Origin of the sequence: Bradyrhizobium quebecense (genome assembly GCF_013373795.3) — a bacterium.
Taxonomy (GTDB): domain Bacteria; phylum Pseudomonadota; class Alphaproteobacteria; order Rhizobiales; family Xanthobacteraceae; genus Bradyrhizobium; species Bradyrhizobium quebecense.
Map to the genome: position 1 here is coordinate 2,024,894 of NZ_CP088022.1, position 17,238 is coordinate 2,042,131.

The window sequence follows — 17,238 nt, forward strand, 5'->3', positions numbered from 1 at the left end:
GGCTTCGATTGACACGGACACCGTCAGCGCTACGTTTCGGAACAGGGAATTTTCGCAAGAGAATCAACACCCGGATTCAAGACCCAGAAGAACCAAGAAAAGGGCAGGACACGCCGTGACACGCGTCATCGCGTCGTGAGCGGGACCACGCGGACCTCCGCGCTCGCACCGTTTCGCATCCGCAGCTATCGCTTCCAATGGCCGTCCGACCTGCTCACCTCCTGGGCGTTCGAGGTCGAGACGCTGGTGCTCGGCTGGTACATCATGGTCGAGACCGGCTCGGTGCTGCTGCTGACCGTGCTCGCCTCACTACAATATGTCGGCACCTTGGTCGCGCCCGTGGTCGGCATGATCGGCGACCGCATGGGACACCGGGATCTCCTCGCCGTGATGCGCTTTGCCTATACGGCGCTCGCCGGCACCATCATGACGCTGGCGTTGACCGGCCACCTCGCGCCGGTGAACGTCATGATCATCGTCGCAATCATGGGCCTGATCCGCCCGTCAGACCTCGGCGTGCGCGGCGCGTTGCTCGCCGACATCATGCCTCCGGAGCAGCTGGTCGGCGCCATCAGCCTGGCGCGCACCACGCAGGACTCGGCGCGCATCGCGGGTGCGCTGACCGGGGCGGGATTGTTCGCGGCGCTCGGCATCGGTTATGTCTATGTCGGGATCGCCAGCTTCTATTTCGTCGCCGCCATCCTGATGCTCTGCATGGGCCGGCCGAAGTCCCACGGCACAGCCGCTCAGTCTGACGTCGACCTGCCGGGCTCAAAATTGCTGCGCGATCTCAAGGAGGGCATCGTCTATGCCTGGAGCGGCCCGGGCATGCGCGCCGCGCTGTGTGTCGCCTTCCTCGCCAACCTCACCGCGTTTCCGCTCACCAACGGGCTGTTGCCCTATGTCGCGCGCGACATCTTCCACACCGACCAGACCGGCCTCGGCTATCTCTCCGCAAGCTTTGCGGTCGGCTCGCTGATCGGCTCGATCACGCTCAGCATGGCCGGCGGCGTGCGCATCGCGCGGCTTTTGATCGGCGCGACGCTCGCCTGGTATGCGATGCTCCTTGTGTTCGTCGAGCTCCGCACCATGCCGGTGGCGATGGCCTGCCTGGTGCTGGCCGGCATCGCGCAGTGCATGTCGATGATCTCGGCGGCCGTGATGCTGATGCGCAATGCCAGCGCGCATCTGCGCGGCCGCGTCATGGGTGTCCGCATGATGGTGATCTACGGCCTGCCGCTCGGCCTGCTTGCGGCCGGCAGCCTGATCGACCTGATCGGCTACACCGCAACCGGCACGCTGCTCGCGGCGGCAGGCTTCATGGCCATGCTGGCGATCGCCGTGCACTGGCGCGCCGATCTCTGGCCGGTGCACGCGCCGGCGAATGCGAGGTGAGAGGCGGTGCATTTGATATCCGGTGCGCGCCGGGTTCCGTACACCGCTGGGCCTATGCAAGTCACAGGTTGTGTTCACGCAGAAGTTTCTGGATGCGCGAGACTGCATCCGAGAACTCTCCGAACTCTTCCTTCGTGAACGCAGCGTACTGGTAGTTGCCGCTGCTCAGCTCCGCCAGAACGACATAATAGTCGCCGGACGAGCTCTCTTGCTTAAGCCGCAGGGAGATCGTCGTGAAGCCGCCGTTCATGGGAGTGTCTATCCGCTCAATCACTTGTCCGCTGACGACTCGCTTGAGCGCCTTGAACGCAGAAAACAACGATCCCATCGATCACTCCGGGTTGAGTGTCGAAACAGTATAATGGCTGCACGGATGGCACAACTCCTGCGAGTGTTATTTGGATGAGCAAGTACGGTAGCTCAGATGAACGAAGCGATATCCGGGGATAGGAATACCCCGCATATCGCTACGCTTCATCCGGGCTACGGCCTGGCCGCTCACACTGCCTGGGTTGCCTTGCGGATGTGCACCGGCACCGATTTGTACGACGGCGTGCCGCTTTCCTTGTCCTGATAGTCGAGTGGCACCAGGCCGTTGGCTTCGGGATAATAGGCGGCGACCGAGCCGCGGGCGATGTCGTAGGCGATCGCGGTCAGCGTCAGCCGGCGTGGCGCGCCCCCAGGCAGCGCGGTCTCGATCTCGACGAGGTTGCCATGGGCAAGTCCGCGTTCGGCGAGATCGGCTGCGTTGGCGAACAGCACGTCGCGCCGCCCGAACACGCCGCGATAACGGTCGTTCAATCCGTAGATCGTAGTGTTGTACTGGTCGTGGCTGCGGATGGTGGCGAGCTTGAGGATGGTTTCATCGGTCAAGATCGGGTCCTCTTCGAGGCCGTCGAAGATCAGGAATTCGGCCTTGCCCGATGGCGTGGTCCATTTGCGCTCGGTCGGCGGCAGCGGCAGGCGGAAGCCGCCGGGAATCCGGATCCGCGCGTTGTAATCCTTGAAGTCGGGGAAGACGCCCTCGATGGCGTCGCGGATGCGGTCGTAGTCGGCGATCAGCTCTAGCCACGGCACCTTGCTCGCCGGCAGGGTCGCCATCGCCATGCCGGCAATGATCGCCGATTCCGAAAGCAGGTTTTCGGAGGCCGGGGTCAGCTTGCCGCGCGAGGCGTGCACCATCGACATCGAGTCCTCGACGGTGACGACCTGCGGCCCCGAGGCCTGGATGTCGCGCTCGGTGCGCCCCAGCACCGGCAGGATGATCGACTGCTTGCCGACCAAGAGATGCGAGCGGTTCAGCTTGGTGCCGAGATGGACGGCAAGCTCGAGCTTGCGCATGCCGGCGGCGCAACGCTCGGGATCGGGCAGGGCGATAGCAAAGTTGCCGCCGAGACAGATCAGGACCTTGGACCTTCCGTCGTCGATCGCCTCCATCGCGGCGACCGCGTCATGGCCGTGATGGCGCGGCGGCTTGAAGCCGAAGGTGCGCTCGATGCCCTCGAACATCGGGATGTTGGGCTTCTCGGTGATGCCGACGGTGCGGTTGCCCTGCACGTTGGAGTGGCCGCGCAGCGGGCAGATGCCGGCGCCCGCCTTGCCGTAATTGCCCTTCAGCAGCAGCAGGTTTGCGATCTGCTGGACATTGTCGGTGCCGCGGCTGTGCTGGGTGATGCCCATGCCGTAGGTGACGATGGTGGCATTGGATTTTGCATAGGCGGCGGCGACCTCGCCGAGCTGGGCGCGGCTGAAACCGGAGACGGTCTCGATCGATTCCCACGGCGTGGCGCGCAGGTCGGCGGCGAACGCGGCAAAGCCGTTGGTGTGCTCGGTGATGAAGGCATGATCGAGCACGTCGTGCGTCGCGTCGTCCTTCTCGATCAGCGCCTTCATGACGCCTTTCAGCACCGCGGCGTCGGCGCCGACCTTGGGCTGATAATAGGTCGAGGCGATTCGCGTCGAGCCGAGGGTCGCCATCTCGATCGGGTCTTGCGGATCGGCAAAGCGCTCCAGCGCGCGTTCGCGCAGCGGATTGAACACGATGATCGGGACGCCGCGGCGCGAGACCTCCCACAGCGTGCCCATCATGCGCGGATGGTTGGTGCCGGGGTTGTGGCCCATCGCGATGATCAGCTCGCAATGGTCGAAATCGTCCAGCGACACCGTGCCTTTGCCGATGCCGATCGATTGCGGCAGCCCGACGCTGGTCGCCTCGTGGCACATGTTCGAGCAGTCGGGGAAATTATTGCTGCCATGTTCGCGCGCGAAGATCTGGAACAGGAACGCGGCCTCGTTCGAGGCGCGGCCGGAGGTATAGAATTCGGCCATGTCGGGATCGGGCAGGCTGCGCAGCGTCTCGCCGATCCGCGCGAAGGCGTTATCCCATGTGATCGGCTGGTAGGTGTCGCTCGCCGCGTCATAGGCGAGCGGCTCGGTCAGCCGGCCCTCGTTCTCGAGGTGGAAGTCGCTCCAGGTCAGCAGCTCGGTGACAGTATGGTCGGCAAAGAATTGAGGCGTGACGCGCTTGCTGGTCGCCTCCCAGGTCACGGCTTTGGCGCCGTTCTCGCAGAACTGGAAGGTGGAGGTGTGCTCCTTGTCCGGCCAGGCGCAGCCCGGACAATCGAATCCGTCGGGCTTGTTGGTGCGGAGCAGCGTGATCGGCGCCTCGACCATATCCATCTGGTCGCGAACCGCGATCGCAGTGGCCTTGAGGGCGCCCCAGCCGCCAGCCGGAGCATTGTAAGGACGAATACCGGGAACGTCGCGCTTTTGGACCATATGTCCTCCTGCAGCTCTTGAGTGGTGACCCCGTGCGTTGTCCCGAATTGATTGTCTTGTTGGCCGCGCGCGCGGCGATCCGCGAGAGAGCGTGTTCCGATCGGCGTTCTCGATTTGGAGCGCTCGTCTCGCGATGGAGGTTAGACTAATCGGCTGGGGTTTGTGGTCAACACTCTGTAAGGCGCACACGTAGCCCGGATGGAGCGCAGCGCAATCCGGGACGCGTCATCTGCGGATCAAGCTGCCCCGGATTGCGCTGCGCTCCATCCGGGCTACAAGGTGTCACTATTACCGCTTCCGATCCAAGAATCCCTGCAGCAGCCGTTGCGGCTCGCCGGTCTGGAACGACTTGCCGAACACGCCGACGCTGAGGTTGACCGACTCGGTCAGCGGCAGCTCTTCCCATTGTCGCAGCAGATCCTTCTGGATCCGCAGCGCCTCGGGGCCGCATTCCAGCAGCGCCTTGACGGTGTGCTCGACGGCCTCATCGAGGCCGCCGGGTTTTGCCACGGTGTCGACAAGGCCCCAGGCGAGCGCGGTGGAGGCGTCGATGTTCTCCGCTGTCATCATCAGCCAGCGGGCGCGGCCCCAGCCGATCAGGCGCGGCAGCAGTGCTGCGTGAATCACCGAGGGGATGCCGACGCGGACCTCGGGCATGCCGAACATCGCGTCATGTGCCGCGACACGGACATCGCAGGCGGCCGCGACCTCGAGGCCGCCGCCGAGGCACCAGCCGGGCAGGCGAGCGACGACCGGCGCAGGGAATTTGCGCACGGCCTCGCAGAGATCGCGCAGGCGGCTGATGAATGCTTCCGCTGACGTCTGGTCGAGCGTCGCCATCTCCTTGATGTCGGCGCCGCCGATCATGCTCCGCTCGCTTTCGCCGGCCAGGATCACGGCGCGGATGGTCGGATCGGCGGCGAGGTGCTCAAAGCCCTCGCGCACGCCGTTGGTCAGGGCGGAGCTGACGATGTTCAGCTTGCCGGCGTTGCAGATCGTGAGGCGGACGACGCCTCTGGCGTCGCGGTCGATGCCGCAGTGCGGATTGAGCATGTCCATTGGAAAAAGTCCCGGCGCAGGAATTGATAGCGCCATGTCTCGGACAAAGCACGTCTCTGTCAAGGCACCGGTCCGGCGGTTGCGCAGCATCGCGCGGACCGATAGAATTATATTTATCATATAAATGGAGCCGTCATGACCGCCGCCGAGACCACCGACCTGCATTCCCCCGATCTAACGCGCACGCGCGTGGTGGAATGGCAGGCCCCCGGGCCGGTCGCCAGGGCGGCGATGCCGATGTCCGGCATCGAGGCGATGCGCGCGATCCGCGACGGCTCCTTGCCGCCGCCGCCGATGGCAAAACTGATCGGCTTCCGCATGGCTGTGGTCGACGAGGGGCGCATCGTGATGGAACTCGAGCCGCATGAGAGCCTGGAGAACACCATCGGACTCTTGCACGGCGCGACCGCCGCCGCACTGCTCGATACCGCGATGGGCTGCGCGATCTCGACCCTGCTGCCGGCGGGGCAGACCTCTGTCACGCTCGACCTCAAGCTGACCTATCTGCGCCCGCTCTCGGCGCGCTCGGGAACCATCTCGGCCGAGGGCAAGGTGATCAAGCTCGGCCGCCAGACCAGCTACACCGAGGGCTTCGTCCGCGACGGCAGGGGCAATCTTGCGGTGCACGCGACCGCGACGTTTTCCATGCTCGGCGGGGAACCAAAAGCGAAATAACTGCAGCATTCCCGGCGCAAATCTGCTATTGTATGATTAGAAACATTCCATGAGAGCGGCATGCGCTATTCGAAAGAACACAAGCAGGAGACCCACGCGCGGATCGTGAAGAAGGCTGCGACGCGGCTGCGCGAGAAGGGCGCTCATGGCATCGGCGTCGCCGACCTGATGAAGGACGCCGGCCTGACCCATGGTGGATTCTACGCGCATTTCGACTCGCGCGAGGCGCTGGTGATCGAGGCCTTCAACTACGCCATGGACCGCGCCAACGAGCGCTGGCGCAGGGTCACGGCGGAGGTGCCGCCGGAGAAGCGGCTTGCGACCATCGTCGACGGCTACCTGTCTGCGGTGCATCGCGACGATCCCGGCCAGGGCTGCGCGGTCCCGGCGCTCGGCGCCGAGATCGCCCGCGAAAGCCTGAAGACCCGCAAGGCCTTTGCGCTCAAGCTCGACCAGATGATCGACATGATCACCGACCAGATCCAGGACGTGCCGCGCAAGACCGCGCGCAAGCAGGCGATGGCCACGCTCGCGACCATGCTGGGCACCATCGTGATGTCGCGGATCGCAGGCAATGGCGAGATGTCCGACGAGATCCTGAGCGCGGGCCGCGAGGCGGCGCTGGGACGTGCGACGACGGTGAAGGCGTCGGCGAAGAAAGCCAAGGTAAACTAGCCGATTTGCTTCCCTGCGTCGTCCCGGCGAAAGCCGGGACGACGACATTATGGCCCGCTAGGGAGCGTGCGCCCGGTTTCCATCGTCTTGTAGGATGTAGTCGGTCACCGACGCGGTTTGCCGGTTCGATTCTGCTGCTGAGGGTGCGCCGCGAACCCACATTCATTCGGGGAGCCCGGCTGCGCGAAGGGCCTTGGTAAAGACCGCAAGATCCTCCGCTCGCCGAAATGGTGCGAGCTCTCCCAGATTGGAGATGCGCAAATCGGGATCGCGCTCGCGGATACGTGCGATGCCCTTTTGTGCCGCCTCGAGGCGTCCGGTGAGTGCGTTGCTGGCTGCGGACATGCAGATGGCCAGCAGGAAATCCGAATTGTCGCGCAATGCTCTTTCGGCCCATGACGACGCCATTTCGTAGCGGCCCGAGAGAAAATGCGCATACGACACCGCTCCGTGTATGCCGTACATGGATGGATCGAGAGGGCTGAGGCGCATGGCGTGCATCGCGTAGTCAAGCGCGAGATCGGGTTCGCCCCTGAAGGCTCTCACCCAGGCACCGAGATGCCACGCTTGCGCCAGGTTCGGATTGACCGCCAGCCCGCGATCCACGAAGGCGGCGGCATCATCGAATTCATGGGCGATGAAGGCGAGGACATAGGCACCCATGCACATCGCTGCCGGGTCGTCTACTCCGAGGTGCACCGCCTTCCAGCCTAGCCGCGTGGCTTCGGCACTTTCCTGCGCGCGATCGATCATCCAGTGGCGCGCTTTGCGTTGGATGTAGCACCACCCGGCCATGCCATAGGCGCAGGCGAGACCGGGGTCGAGCTGGATCGCCTTGCTGAAGAGCTGGAGCGCTTCGCCGTTGGCTTCCCTGGTCCACTGGCGAACGATCGCCAATCCACGCAGGTAATAGTCGTATGCATCCAGATTCTCGGTTGGCTTGCGCCTGGCTCGCTTGATTTCCTCGCGCTGCAGCATGGGCGCGATGGCGCCCACGACGGTGGAGGTCACCTGGTCCTGCAGATCGAAGATATCTTCGAGCGCCCCATCAAAGCGGTCCGCCCAGAGATGTGCGCCGGTTTCGGTATCGATCAGCTGACCGGCGATGCGAATGCGGTTTCCGGCCTTGCGCACGCTGCCTTCGAGCACATAGCGCACCGCAAGCTCGCGGCCGACCTGCTTGATGTCCACGGGCCGGCCCTTGTAGGTGAAACTCGAATTGCGCGCGATCACGAGCAGCCAGCGAAACCGCGACAGCGCCATCGTGATCTCTTCCACGACGCCATCGGCGAAATACTCTTGCTCAGGGTCGGCGCTGAGGTTCTGAAACGGCAGCACGGCGATCGAAGGCTTGTCGGTGAGCTTGCGGGGTGGCTGCTGCGGTTCGACCGGAGGGTCGGCTGTTGCCGCGCTCGCCGGCACCGGCTCTTCCCGGACCATGCCGACGAACCGGAAGCCCTTGCGCGGCAGGGTCTTGATGAGGCGCTGCGCCTGGCCGGAATCGCCGATCGCGCTCCGCGCAGCGTTGAAACGTGTGGTCAGGGCCGCATCGGACACGCAGCGCCCGTTCCAGATCGCCTCGATGAGATCGTCCTTGCTGACGACGCGCTCCCTGTTGCGGATCAGAAAGTCGAGCAGGTCGAATACCTGTGGCGCGACGGAGACCACGTCCGTCCCGCGATGCAGCTCGCGCCGGTCCGTGTCGAGTGCGTACTCCTCGAAGAGATAGCGCAAGCCGCGAATCCCTTGGGTGTGCGTCCGATGGTCGCGATGAGGCACTGTGGCCGGGCCTCACGCGCTAAGAATAAGCCGCCGGTGAGGAAAATGTAAGCCGGCTGTCAAGTGCGCTCGAGCACGCCCCGGTACCTTGCCCTGACGGAACGAACCTCGAGGTGCTGCAATGAGCACGACCTACAGTCCATTGAATTCGGCCCAAGCGACCGCATCGACGCCGCGGATCTCCGGCGCCTTCAGGAGCTTTTGGGACGCAATTCAGGAATGGCGCAAATGGGAGCGGCTGCGCGCCGATCTCGGCAGCCTGAGCGATCGGGAGCTCATGGATATCGGAATCTCGCGCGGCGAGGTCGACTACGTCGCATCGAACCGGGATACCGACCCGCGCGGCATCCGATCCGCCGGATGACGTCGCCGGGCCCTACGGCCCACTAAACAGCGCGCGCTCGCCTTCCACGGTCTCGTAGATGTAATCCGCCACTGCGCGGATGCGGGCAAGGTCCTTGCTGTCGGCGTGCATCAGGAGCCAGAAGGTGCGCGAGATCCGCACCTCGTCTCGCAGCACCGGCTGCAATTCGGGGTGGGCCGATGCCATGAAGTGCGGGAGCACGGCTATGCCGAAGCCGGCGATGGTGGCGTTGAGCTGTGCGATCAGATTGGCGCTGCGGAATTTTGCCGAGATCTTCGGCGAGACCTGCGGCAGATAGTCCAGCTCCGGCGTGAACAGCAGCTCCTCGATATAGCCGACGAAGCGGTGCTGAGGCAGGTCGGCGCGCGCGGCGATCTTTTGCGCCTGCGCGAGATAGCCTGGTGCGGCATAAAGCCCGAGCGTGTAGTCGAGCAGCTTGCGGCCGACGATGCGGCCTTCCTTCGGCATGGTCAGGCTGATCGCGATGTCGGCCTCGCGTTTGGAGAGCGAGAACAGCCGCGCGGTGGCGACGAGCTGCAAATCGAGATCGGGATACCGCTCGGTGAACTTGACCAGCCGCGAGGCCAAAAAGTGACTGCCGAAGCCGTCGGGCGCGCCGATCCGCACCGTGCCGGTGAGATGCGCGCGCGAGCCGCCGACCGCCTCCTGGTTGGCGACGATGGTCGATTCCATCGCCTCGGCGCTGTCGGCGACCCGCTGACCGGCCTCGGTCAGCAGGTAGCCGGTCTTGCGGCGATCAAACAGTTTTGCGGAGAGGTGGCGCTCCAGCCGGTCGACACGCCGGATCACTGTGGCATGATCGACGCCGAGCTGCTTGGCGGCAGCCGAAACCGATCCGCCGCGCACGATGGACAGCACGAAACGGAAGTCGTCCCAGTCGATCGTGTCGCCGCCTTGATCCTGCATTTCCGCACATCTATGGTGCAATTTATCGGACTTGAATCCTATAAAATGCAGGGTCATTAGGGTTTGTAAAGCGATCTCGCCGCGAGGAGCGGCGATTCACGTCTCCAAGGGAGGATATTCATGCGCTCGATCGGACATTTCATCAGTGGCAAGGAGGTCAAGGGCACCTCGGGGCGTACGGCCGACGTCTTCGAGCCGATGACCGGCGACGTCCAGGCCAAGGTGGCGCTGGCCTCCAAGGCCGAAGTTCGCGCCGCGGTGGAAAACGCCCGCGCAGCGCAGGGCGAATGGGCCGCCACCAACCCGCAGCGCCGTGCGCGCGTGATGATGAAATTCGTCGAGCTGGTGCAGCGCGACTACGACAAGCTCGCCGAACTGCTGGCGCGTGAGCACGGCAAGACGGTTCCCGACGCCAAGGGCGACATCCAGCGCGGCCTCGAGGTCGCCGAGTTCGCCTGCGGTATCCCGCATCTGATGAAGGGCGAGTACACCGAGGGCGCCGGCCCCGGCATCGACATCTATTCGATGCGCCAGCCGCTCGGCGTCGTCGCCGGCATCACCCCGTTCAACTTCCCGGCGATGATCCCGATGTGGAAGTTCGCGCCCGCGATCGCCTGCGGCAACGCCTTCATCCTCAAGCCGTCCGAGCGCGATCCCGGCGTGCCGATGAAGCTCGCCGAGCTGATGATCGAAGCGGGCCTGCCGGCCGGCATTCTCAACGTCGTCAACGGCGACAAGGAAGCGGTCGACGCCATCCTCGACGATCCCGACATCAAGGCGATCGGCTTCGTCGGCTCGACGCCCATTGCACAGTATATCTATGAACGCGCCGCGCAGACCGGCAAGCGGTGCCAGTGCTTCGGCGGCGCCAAGAACCACGCCATCATCATGCCCGATGCCGACATGGACCAGGCGGTCGACGCGCTGATCGGCGCCGGCTACGGCTCGGCCGGCGAACGCTGCATGGCGGTGTCGGTCGCGGTGCCCGTCGGCAAGACCACCGCCGACCGGCTGATGGAAAAGCTGATCCCGCGCGTCGAGTCGCTCAAGATCGGCACCTCGGTCGATCCGTCGGCCGATTACGGTCCGCTGGTGACCCGCGAGGCGGTCGAGAAGGTCAAGAGCTACATCGATATCGGCGTCAAGGAAGGCGCGACGCTTGCCGTCGACGGCCGCGGCTTCAAGATGCAGGGCTACGAGAACGGCTTCTATCTCGGCGGTTCGCTGTTCGACAACGTCACCAAGGACATGCGGATCTACAAGGAAGAGATTTTTGGCCCGGTGCTTTCGGTGGTGCGCGCCAAGGACTATCACGAGGCGCTGGCGCTGCCGTCCGACCATGATTACGGCAACGGCGTTGCGATCTTCACCCGCGACGGCGACGCGGCGCGCGACTTCGCGGCCAAGGTCAATGTCGGCATGGTCGGCGTCAACGTGCCGATCCCGGTGCCGATCGCCTATTACACTTTCGGCGGCTGGAAGAAGTCCGGCTTCGGCGATCTCAACCAGCACGGTCCGGACTCGGTTCGCTTCTACACCAAGACCAAGACGGTGACCTCGCGTTGGCCGTCCGGCGTCAAGGACGGCGCGGAGTTCTCGATCCCGACGATGAAGTGATTTCCTCAACCGTCATTGCGAGGAGCGCAGCGACGAAGCAATCCATTCTTTCCCGGCGTGGAGATGTGGATTGCTTCGCTTCGCTCGCAATGACGAGGGGATAGCAAGGGTAGGCGGCGAGATGCAGTTCGCTCTCAACGAGGACCAGATCGCGGTACGCGACATGGCGCGGGCGTTTGCGGCGGAGAAGATCGCGCCGCACGCGCTCGAATGGGACGAGAAGAAGCACTTTCCGGTCGACGTGATGCGCGAGGCCGCAAACCTCGGCATCGGCGGCATCTACATCAAGGACGATGTCGGCGGCTCGGCGATGACGCGCTTCGATGCGGCGCTGATCTTCGAGGCCTTGGCGACGGGCTGTCCGACCACGTCCGCCTTCATCTCGATCCACAACATGGCTTCCTGGATGATCGATGCCTATGGCAACGACACCCAGCGCCACACATGGTTGCCGAAGCTCTGCACCATGGAGCTGCTCGCGAGCTACTGCCTGACCGAGCCGGGCGCCGGATCCGATGCGGCTGCGTTGCGCACCCGCGCGGTGCGCGACGGCGACCATTACGTGCTCAACGGCCAGAAGCAGTTCATCTCTGGCGCCGGCAGCACCGATCTCCTGGTGGCGATGGTGCGCACCGGCGGCGATGGCCCCGGCGGCGTCTCGACGATCGTCGTCGACGGCAAGACGCCGGGCGTGTCGTTCGGCGCCAATGAGCGCAAGATGGGCTGGAATGCACAGCCGACCCGTGCCGTGGTATTCGAGAACGCGCGCGTGCCGGTCGAAAACCGGCTGGGCGAGGAGGGCATCGGCTTCAAGATCGCGATGGCCGGTCTCGACGGCGGCCGTCTCAACATCGCGGCGTGCTCGCTCGGCGGCGCGCAGACGGCGCTCGACAAGGCGCTGGCCTATATGAAAGACCGTAAGGCCTTTGGAAAGCGCCTCGACGAATTCCAGGCACTGCAGTTCAAGATCGCCGACATGGCAACCGAGCTCGAAGCCGCACGCACCTTCCTGTGGCGCGCAGCGGCCGCACTTGACCGCAAGGATCCCGACGCCTCCATGCTGTGCGCGATGGCGAAACGGTTCGGCACCGATGTCGGCTTCGAGGTCGCCAACCAGGCGCTGCAACTGCATGGCGGTTACGGCTACCTCAGCGAATACGGCGTCGAGAAGATCGTGCGCGATCTGCGCGTGCACCAGATCCTCGAAGGCACCAATGAAATCATGCGGCTGATCGTGTCGCGCAAATTGATCGAGGGCGCGCGATGAATGATGCGGCCGCTGCCGAAGGCGACCTGATTGCACGCAAGGAAGGGGCGGCCGGCATCATCCGGCTGAACCGGCCGAAGGCGATCAATGCCGTGACGCTGGAGATGTTCCACGACATCGACAGGGCGCTCGACGTGTTCGAAGCCGACCCTGATGTCGCGGTCATCGTGCTGGAAGGCGCCGGCGAGCGCGGCCTTTGCGCCGGCGGCGATATCCGCGCGCTCTGGGAAAGCTCGAAGGTCAAGGGCGACCTCGGCAAGATCCTGTGGCGCGACGAGTACATCCTCAACGCGCGGATCAAGCAATTCCCGAAGCCCTACGTCGCCTTCATGGACGGCATCGTGATGGGCGGCGGCGTCGGGCTGTCGGCGCACAGCCGGCACCGCGTGGTGACCGAGCGAACCAAGCTTGCGATGCCCGAAGTCGGGCTCGGCTTCTTCCCTGACGTCGGCGGCACCTATCTGCTGTCGCGCTCGCCGGGCGAGATCGGCACCTATTTTGGTCTCACAGGCACCACGATGAACGGACCCGACGCGATCTATGCGAAGTTCGCCGATGCCGTGGTGCCGAGCGCCAAGCTTCCGGCCCTTCGCGAGGCATTGACTAAGGTTGCGCCGGGCACGACGTCCACCGAAATCGATCGGCTGATTGCAGGCTTTGCCACTGCAGAGAAATCCGGGCCCGTTGCCGCACTACAGGCCAGGATCGACGGCTGGTTCGCGCGCGGACGGATGGAAGACATCGTTGACGCGCTGAAAGCCGATGGCTCCGAGCTGGCGCAGGCCACGCTGAAGACGCTCGGTGAGAAGTCACCACGCGGCATGGTGGTGACACTGAAACTGTTGCGATTGGCGCGCGCCACCGAAACGCTCGAGGAATGCTTGGTGCGCGAATATCGCGCGGCGCTCGAGGTGTTTGCCAGCGACGATTTCCGCGAGGGCGTGCGCGCCGCCGTGATCGACAAGGACCGCAATCCGAAGTGGCAGCCCACCCGGATCGAGGACGTGAGCCCCGAGATGCTGGCGCCTTACTTCGCCGAGATCGGCGCCGATGAACTGAAATTTCCTGACAGCAAATAGAAACGTCGCAAGCGGAGGACTTCCCATGGCAAACGTCGCATTCATCGGGCTCGGCAATATGGGCGGGCCGATGGCGGCCAATCTGGTCAAGGCCGGCCACAAGGTGACCGCGTTCGATCTGGTCGCGGCATCGCGCGATCAGGCGAGGCACGACGGCGCCGCGATCGCTGAGAGTGGCGTCGGCGCAGTGAAGGGCGCCGATGTCGTCATCACCATGCTGCCGGCCGGCAAGCATGTGCTCGGCGTCTGGAACGAGGTGCTCCCGGCGATGGCCAAGGGCACGCTGATCATTGATTGCTCGACCATCGACGTCGAGAGCGCCAAGCAGGCGCATGCGCTCGCCGCCAAGCACGGCATCGCCTCGGTCGATGCGCCGGTTTCCGGCGGCACCGGCGGCGCCAAGGGCGCGACGCTGACCTTCATGTGCGGCGGCGAGGCCGAGGCATTCGCGGCGGCGCAGCCGATGCTGGCCAACATGGGCAAGAAGATCGTGCATTGCGGCGGCGGCGGCGCAGGGCAGGCGGCCAAGATCTGCAATAACATGATATTAGGCATTTCCATGATCGCGGTCGGCGAGGCCTTCGTGCTGGCCGAAAAGCTCGGCCTGTCGCATCAGGCGCTGTTCGACGTCGCCTCGACCTCGTCGGGGCAGTGCTGGTCGCTGACCACCTATTGCCCGGTTCCCGGTCCGGTGCCGACTTCGCCGGCCAACAACGACTACAAGCCGGGTTTCGCCTCCAACCTGATGGTCAAGGACCTGACGCTGGCGCAGGACGCCGCCAATGCCGCCGGTGCGGTGACGCCGCTCGGCAAGCATGCGCAGGAGCTCTATAAGACATTCGACGCGTCGGGCCACGGCGGGGTCGACTTTTCCGGAATTATCCAGCACGTTCGGAGCCTCGCTGGGAAATAGATGCTGGGTCCGTGATCCTGAGGTGCGAGCGCCAGCGAGCCTCGAAGGATGCGGTGCCCGTGGCCCATCCTTCGAGACGCCGCTTCGCGGCTCCTCAGGATGACGGCGGTGAACGCGGTGAGACCCCATGACCACATTTCAGGACGCACGCGCCTTTCTGCTCAAGCACCGCACCGACTATGATGCAGCGGTAAAGGGATTCCGCTGGCCGGATCCCGTGCCGTTCAACTGGGCGCTCGACTGGTTCGACGCCGAACTGGCGCACAATGCCGACAGCCGCGACCGTCCGGCGCTGTGGATCGTCGATGCGGCCAGCGGCAACGAGACCAAGCTGTCGTTCGCCGAGCTGTCGCGCCGTTCCAACAGGGTCGCGAACTTCCTGCGCGCGCAGGGGCTGCAGCGCGGCGATCATCTGTTGCTGCTGCTCGGCAATGTGGTGCCGCTGTGGGAGACCATGCTGGCGGCGATGAAGCTCGGCGTGGTCGTGATCCCCGCCACCACGCTGTTGACGGCGGATGAATTGCGCGACCGGCTCGATCGCGGCAAGGCGAAGGCGGTGGTTGCCACGCAGGATCAGGTCGCGAAGTTCGCTGGCCTCGGCGGCGACAAGCTCGTGCGCATCGTGGTCGGCGCGACGCAGGCCCACGATGGCTGGCTGCCGTTCGAGGATGCGGCGAAGGCGTCCGATGCCTTCGCGCCTGATGGCCCGACCCAGGCCGACGACCCGATGCTGCTGTATTTCACCTCGGGCACCACGGCTAAGCCAAAACTTGTGCGGCACAGCCAGCGCAGCTATCCGGTCGGGCATCTCTCCACGATGTACTGGATCGGCCTGCAGCCCGGCGATATCCATCTCAACATCTCCTCGCCCGGCTGGGCCAAGCATGCCTGGAGCTGCTTCTTTGCGCCGTGGAATGCCGGTGCGACAATCTTTATCGCCAACCAGCCACGCTTCGAGGCGAAAGGGCTGCTCTCGATCATCGGCCGCTGCGGCGTCACCACGCTGTGCGCGCCGCCGACGGTGTGGCGGATGTTCATCCAGGAGCAACTGTCGGACTTCAAAGTGAGCCTGCGTGAAGTGTGCGGCGCCGGCGAACCGCTCAACCCCGAGATCATCGACCAGGTCAAGTCGGCCTGGGGCCTGACCATCCGCGACGGCTACGGCCAGACCGAGACCACGGCGCTGGCCGGCAATTCGCCGGGGCAGAAGGTGAAGGTCGGCTCGATGGGCCGGCCGCTGCCAGGCTATCGCGTGCAGGTGACCGACAATGACGGCCACGCCGCGAAGGAGGGCGAAGTGACGCTGTTGCTCGGCACTGAGCGGCCGGCGGGCCTGATGCAGGGTTATCAGGGCGACGGCGGCAAGCTGATCGGGACCGACGGCGCGATCTACCGCAGCGGTGACGTCGTGTTCACCGATGACGAGGGCTATCTCACCTTCGTCGGCCGCACCGATGACGTGTTCAAGTCCTCCGACTACCGGATCTCGCCGTTCGAATTGGAGAGCGTACTGCTCGAGCATGATGCGGTGGCGGAAGCTGCCGTGGTGCCGAGCCCGGACCCGATCCGGCTGGCGGTCCCGAAGGCCTATATATTGCTGGTATCAGGCGTCGAGCGCACCCCGGAGACGGCGCTGTCGATCTTCAAACATTTGCACACGCGGCTCGCACCGTTTAAACGCATCCGCAAGATCGAACTGGTCACCGAACTGCCAAAGACGATTTCTGGAAAGATCCGTCGCGTGCAGTTGCGCCGGCTCGAACATGACGATGTCAGAAGCGATGCGTTGCGCGGAGCCGAGTTCCGCGAGGAAGAATTCCCGGAGCTGCAGAAGGTGCGGACCTCCGGTTAGCAGAGGTTAGCCAATGAACGAAGTCTGGAAGAAGCCGCCGGTGTCGCTGGAAACCTACCAGGGCATGGTCGGCAAGGAGATCGGCGTGTCCTCATGGCACCTGCTGGATCAGGGCCGCATCGACACCTACGCCGACGTGATCGAGGATCATCAGTTCATCCACGTCGATCCCGAGCGCGCGAAGAAGGAGACCGCGTTCGGCACCACGATCGCCCATGGCTTCCTGACGATGTCGCTGCTGTCGATCATGTCCTACGAGGTGATGCCGGTGCTCGAGGGCACCGCGATGGGGGTCAATTACGGCTTCGACAAGCTGCGCTTCATCTCGCCGGTGCGCTCGGGCAAGCGCGTCCGCGGCCGCTTCGTGCTGGCGGAAGCCACGCTGCGCAAGCCGAAGGAATTGCTGTCGCGTACCAATGTCACGGTCGAGATCGAGGGCGAGGAAAAGCCCGCGCTGGTCGCCGACTGGCTCGGCCTGATCTATTTCAGCTGAGGGATGGTTGAGTAGCTCCACTTTTCCCGCAAGCGGGAGAGGTGGAGCGAGCCCGCCTTGACCCGCCTTCACAGGTTGTGCGTTGCACCGCTGATCCACATAGCGCATTGACGGCTTTGATCCCTGGTGTCCATCATGCCCCCGTTGAGGCGGTGCGGTCCCGGGAGTGGCAGCCATGGTGCAGAACATCGTCGCCGGACTTGTCGTGGTCGGTTTGATTGTGATTGGCTCGCTGAGCTACGCCCAGGAGCATCATGAGTGCTGGAGCGGGCACCTGCTCAAAAGCCTGAAACCCTGCGGATCGATGACCCCTTCCGTCTAGCGCGCCCGATGGCCGACTTGGGTCTGGCCTTCTTGGGTCTTGG

General features: G+C 64.5%; 16 protein-coding genes. 11 read left to right on the forward strand and 5 right to left on the reverse strand.

Annotation, left to right across the window (positions count from 1 at the left end):
- The first annotated feature begins 135 nt into the window (after positions 1–135).
- Positions 136–1,395 carry an MFS transporter gene (locus HU230_RS09405; protein ID WP_176531913.1) on the forward strand — a complete coding sequence of 420 codons (1,260 nt, stop codon included), beginning with the start codon at positions 136–138 and terminating at the stop codon, positions 1,393–1,395.
- A gap of 61 nt (positions 1,396–1,456) precedes the next feature.
- Here HU230_RS09405 and HU230_RS09410 read toward each other — a convergent pair whose 3' ends face one another.
- The 3 genes from HU230_RS09410 to HU230_RS09420 form a co-directional block, all read right to left on the reverse strand.
- Positions 1,457–1,723, reverse strand: coding sequence for a hypothetical protein (locus HU230_RS09410; protein ID WP_176531912.1), 267 nt, complete (start codon positions 1,721–1,723; stop codon positions 1,457–1,459).
- A gap of 170 nt (positions 1,724–1,893) precedes the next feature.
- The gene (locus tag HU230_RS09415; protein WP_176531911.1) at positions 1,894–4,173 is read right to left on the reverse strand and encodes an FdhF/YdeP family oxidoreductase; all 2,280 of its coding nucleotides are present in this window, start codon (positions 4,171–4,173) and stop codon (positions 1,894–1,896) included.
- A gap of 288 nt (positions 4,174–4,461) precedes the next feature.
- A complete protein-coding gene (locus HU230_RS09420) occupies positions 4,462–5,232 on the reverse strand; it encodes an enoyl-CoA hydratase (protein ID WP_176531910.1) in 771 nt (256 codons plus the stop codon).
- 135 nt (positions 5,233–5,367) lie between these two features.
- On the opposite strand from HU230_RS09420, the gene HU230_RS09425 reads away from it, so the two are divergent.
- Positions 5,368–5,907, forward strand: a complete 540-nt coding sequence (locus HU230_RS09425; RefSeq protein WP_176531909.1) for a PaaI family thioesterase — start codon at positions 5,368–5,370, stop codon at positions 5,905–5,907.
- Positions 5,908–5,967: 60 nt separating this feature from the next.
- Complete coding sequence (locus HU230_RS09430) at positions 5,968–6,582, forward strand: TetR/AcrR family transcriptional regulator (protein ID WP_176531908.1); 615 nt, start codon at positions 5,968–5,970, stop codon at positions 6,580–6,582.
- Positions 6,583–6,744: 162 nt separating this feature from the next.
- On the opposite strand, the gene HU230_RS09435 is transcribed toward HU230_RS09430, so the two are convergent.
- Entirely contained in the window at positions 6,745–8,316 is a 1,572-nt protein-coding gene (locus tag HU230_RS09435; protein ID WP_176531907.1) for a winged helix-turn-helix domain-containing tetratricopeptide repeat protein, read from the reverse strand.
- Between the two features lie 166 nt (positions 8,317–8,482).
- On the opposite strand from HU230_RS09435, the gene HU230_RS09440 reads away from it, so the two are divergent.
- Complete coding sequence (locus HU230_RS09440; protein ID WP_176531906.1) at positions 8,483–8,725, forward strand: DUF1127 domain-containing protein; 243 nt, start codon at positions 8,483–8,485, stop codon at positions 8,723–8,725.
- Between the two features lie 12 nt (positions 8,726–8,737).
- On the opposite strand, the gene HU230_RS09445 is transcribed toward HU230_RS09440, so the two are convergent.
- On the reverse strand, positions 8,738–9,652 hold the full coding sequence (locus tag HU230_RS09445) for a LysR family transcriptional regulator (RefSeq protein ID WP_176531905.1): 915 nt from the start codon (positions 9,650–9,652) through the stop codon (positions 8,738–8,740).
- Between the two features lie 120 nt (positions 9,653–9,772).
- Here HU230_RS09445 and HU230_RS09450 point away from each other — a divergent pair, with 120 nt between their 5' ends.
- The 7 genes from HU230_RS09450 (at position 9,773) to HU230_RS09480 (ending at position 17,195) form a co-directional block, all read left to right on the forward strand.
- Positions 9,773–11,269, forward strand: coding sequence for a CoA-acylating methylmalonate-semialdehyde dehydrogenase (locus tag HU230_RS09450; RefSeq protein ID WP_176531904.1), 1,497 nt, complete (start codon positions 9,773–9,775; stop codon positions 11,267–11,269).
- A 121-nt stretch (positions 11,270–11,390) separates the two neighbouring features.
- A complete protein-coding gene (locus HU230_RS09455; protein WP_176531903.1) occupies positions 11,391–12,536 on the forward strand; it encodes an isobutyryl-CoA dehydrogenase in 1,146 nt (381 codons plus the stop codon).
- Positions 12,533–13,615, forward strand: coding sequence for an enoyl-CoA hydratase/isomerase family protein (locus tag HU230_RS09460; protein WP_176531902.1), 1,083 nt, complete (start codon positions 12,533–12,535; stop codon positions 13,613–13,615). The genes HU230_RS09455 and HU230_RS09460 overlap by 4 nt, the downstream gene beginning before the upstream one ends.
- 25 nt (positions 13,616–13,640) lie before the next feature.
- Positions 13,641–14,528 carry a 3-hydroxyisobutyrate dehydrogenase gene (gene mmsB, locus HU230_RS09465; protein WP_176531901.1) on the forward strand — a complete coding sequence of 296 codons (888 nt, stop codon included), beginning with the start codon at positions 13,641–13,643 and terminating at the stop codon, positions 14,526–14,528.
- 127 nt (positions 14,529–14,655) lie between these two features.
- On the forward strand, positions 14,656–16,380 hold the full coding sequence (locus HU230_RS09470) for an AMP-binding protein (protein ID WP_176531900.1): 1,725 nt from the start codon (positions 14,656–14,658) through the stop codon (positions 16,378–16,380).
- A 13-nt stretch (positions 16,381–16,393) separates the two neighbouring features.
- Positions 16,394–16,873 carry a MaoC family dehydratase gene (locus HU230_RS09475; protein ID WP_163162560.1) on the forward strand — a complete coding sequence of 160 codons (480 nt, stop codon included), beginning with the start codon at positions 16,394–16,396 and terminating at the stop codon, positions 16,871–16,873.
- A 175-nt stretch (positions 16,874–17,048) separates the two neighbouring features.
- Positions 17,049–17,195 carry a hypothetical protein gene (locus HU230_RS09480; protein WP_171947537.1) on the forward strand — a complete coding sequence of 49 codons (147 nt, stop codon included), beginning with the start codon at positions 17,049–17,051 and terminating at the stop codon, positions 17,193–17,195.
- Positions 17,196–17,238 lie beyond the last annotated feature (43 nt).

Coding starts and splice junctions, on each gene's coding strand:
- HU230_RS09410 (WP_176531912.1), bottom strand. CDS start 1,723: ATGGGATCGTTGTTTTCTGCGTTCAAGGCGCTCAAGCGAGTCGTCAGC.
- HU230_RS09415 (WP_176531911.1), bottom strand. CDS start 4,173: ATGGTCCAAAAGCGCGACGTTCCCGGTATTCGTCCTTACAATGCTCCG.
- HU230_RS09420 (WP_176531910.1), bottom strand. CDS start 5,232: ATGGACATGCTCAATCCGCACTGCGGCATCGACCGCGACGCCAGAGGC.
- HU230_RS09425 (WP_176531909.1), top strand. CDS start 5,368: ATGACCGCCGCCGAGACCACCGACCTGCATTCCCCCGATCTAACGCGC.
- HU230_RS09430 (WP_176531908.1), top strand. CDS start 5,968: ATGCGCTATTCGAAAGAACACAAGCAGGAGACCCACGCGCGGATCGTG.
- HU230_RS09440 (WP_176531906.1), top strand. CDS start 8,483: ATGAGCACGACCTACAGTCCATTGAATTCGGCCCAAGCGACCGCATCG.
- HU230_RS09445 (WP_176531905.1), bottom strand. CDS start 9,652: ATGCAGGATCAAGGCGGCGACACGATCGACTGGGACGACTTCCGTTTC.
- HU230_RS09450 (WP_176531904.1), top strand. CDS start 9,773: ATGCGCTCGATCGGACATTTCATCAGTGGCAAGGAGGTCAAGGGCACC.
- HU230_RS09455 (WP_176531903.1), top strand. CDS start 11,391: ATGCAGTTCGCTCTCAACGAGGACCAGATCGCGGTACGCGACATGGCG.
- HU230_RS09460 (WP_176531902.1), top strand. CDS start 12,533: ATGAATGATGCGGCCGCTGCCGAAGGCGACCTGATTGCACGCAAGGAA.
- mmsB (WP_176531901.1), top strand. CDS start 13,641: ATGGCAAACGTCGCATTCATCGGGCTCGGCAATATGGGCGGGCCGATG.
- HU230_RS09470 (WP_176531900.1), top strand. CDS start 14,656: ATGACCACATTTCAGGACGCACGCGCCTTTCTGCTCAAGCACCGCACC.
- HU230_RS09475 (WP_163162560.1), top strand. CDS start 16,394: ATGAACGAAGTCTGGAAGAAGCCGCCGGTGTCGCTGGAAACCTACCAG.
- HU230_RS09480 (WP_171947537.1), top strand. CDS start 17,049: ATGGTGCAGAACATCGTCGCCGGACTTGTCGTGGTCGGTTTGATTGTG.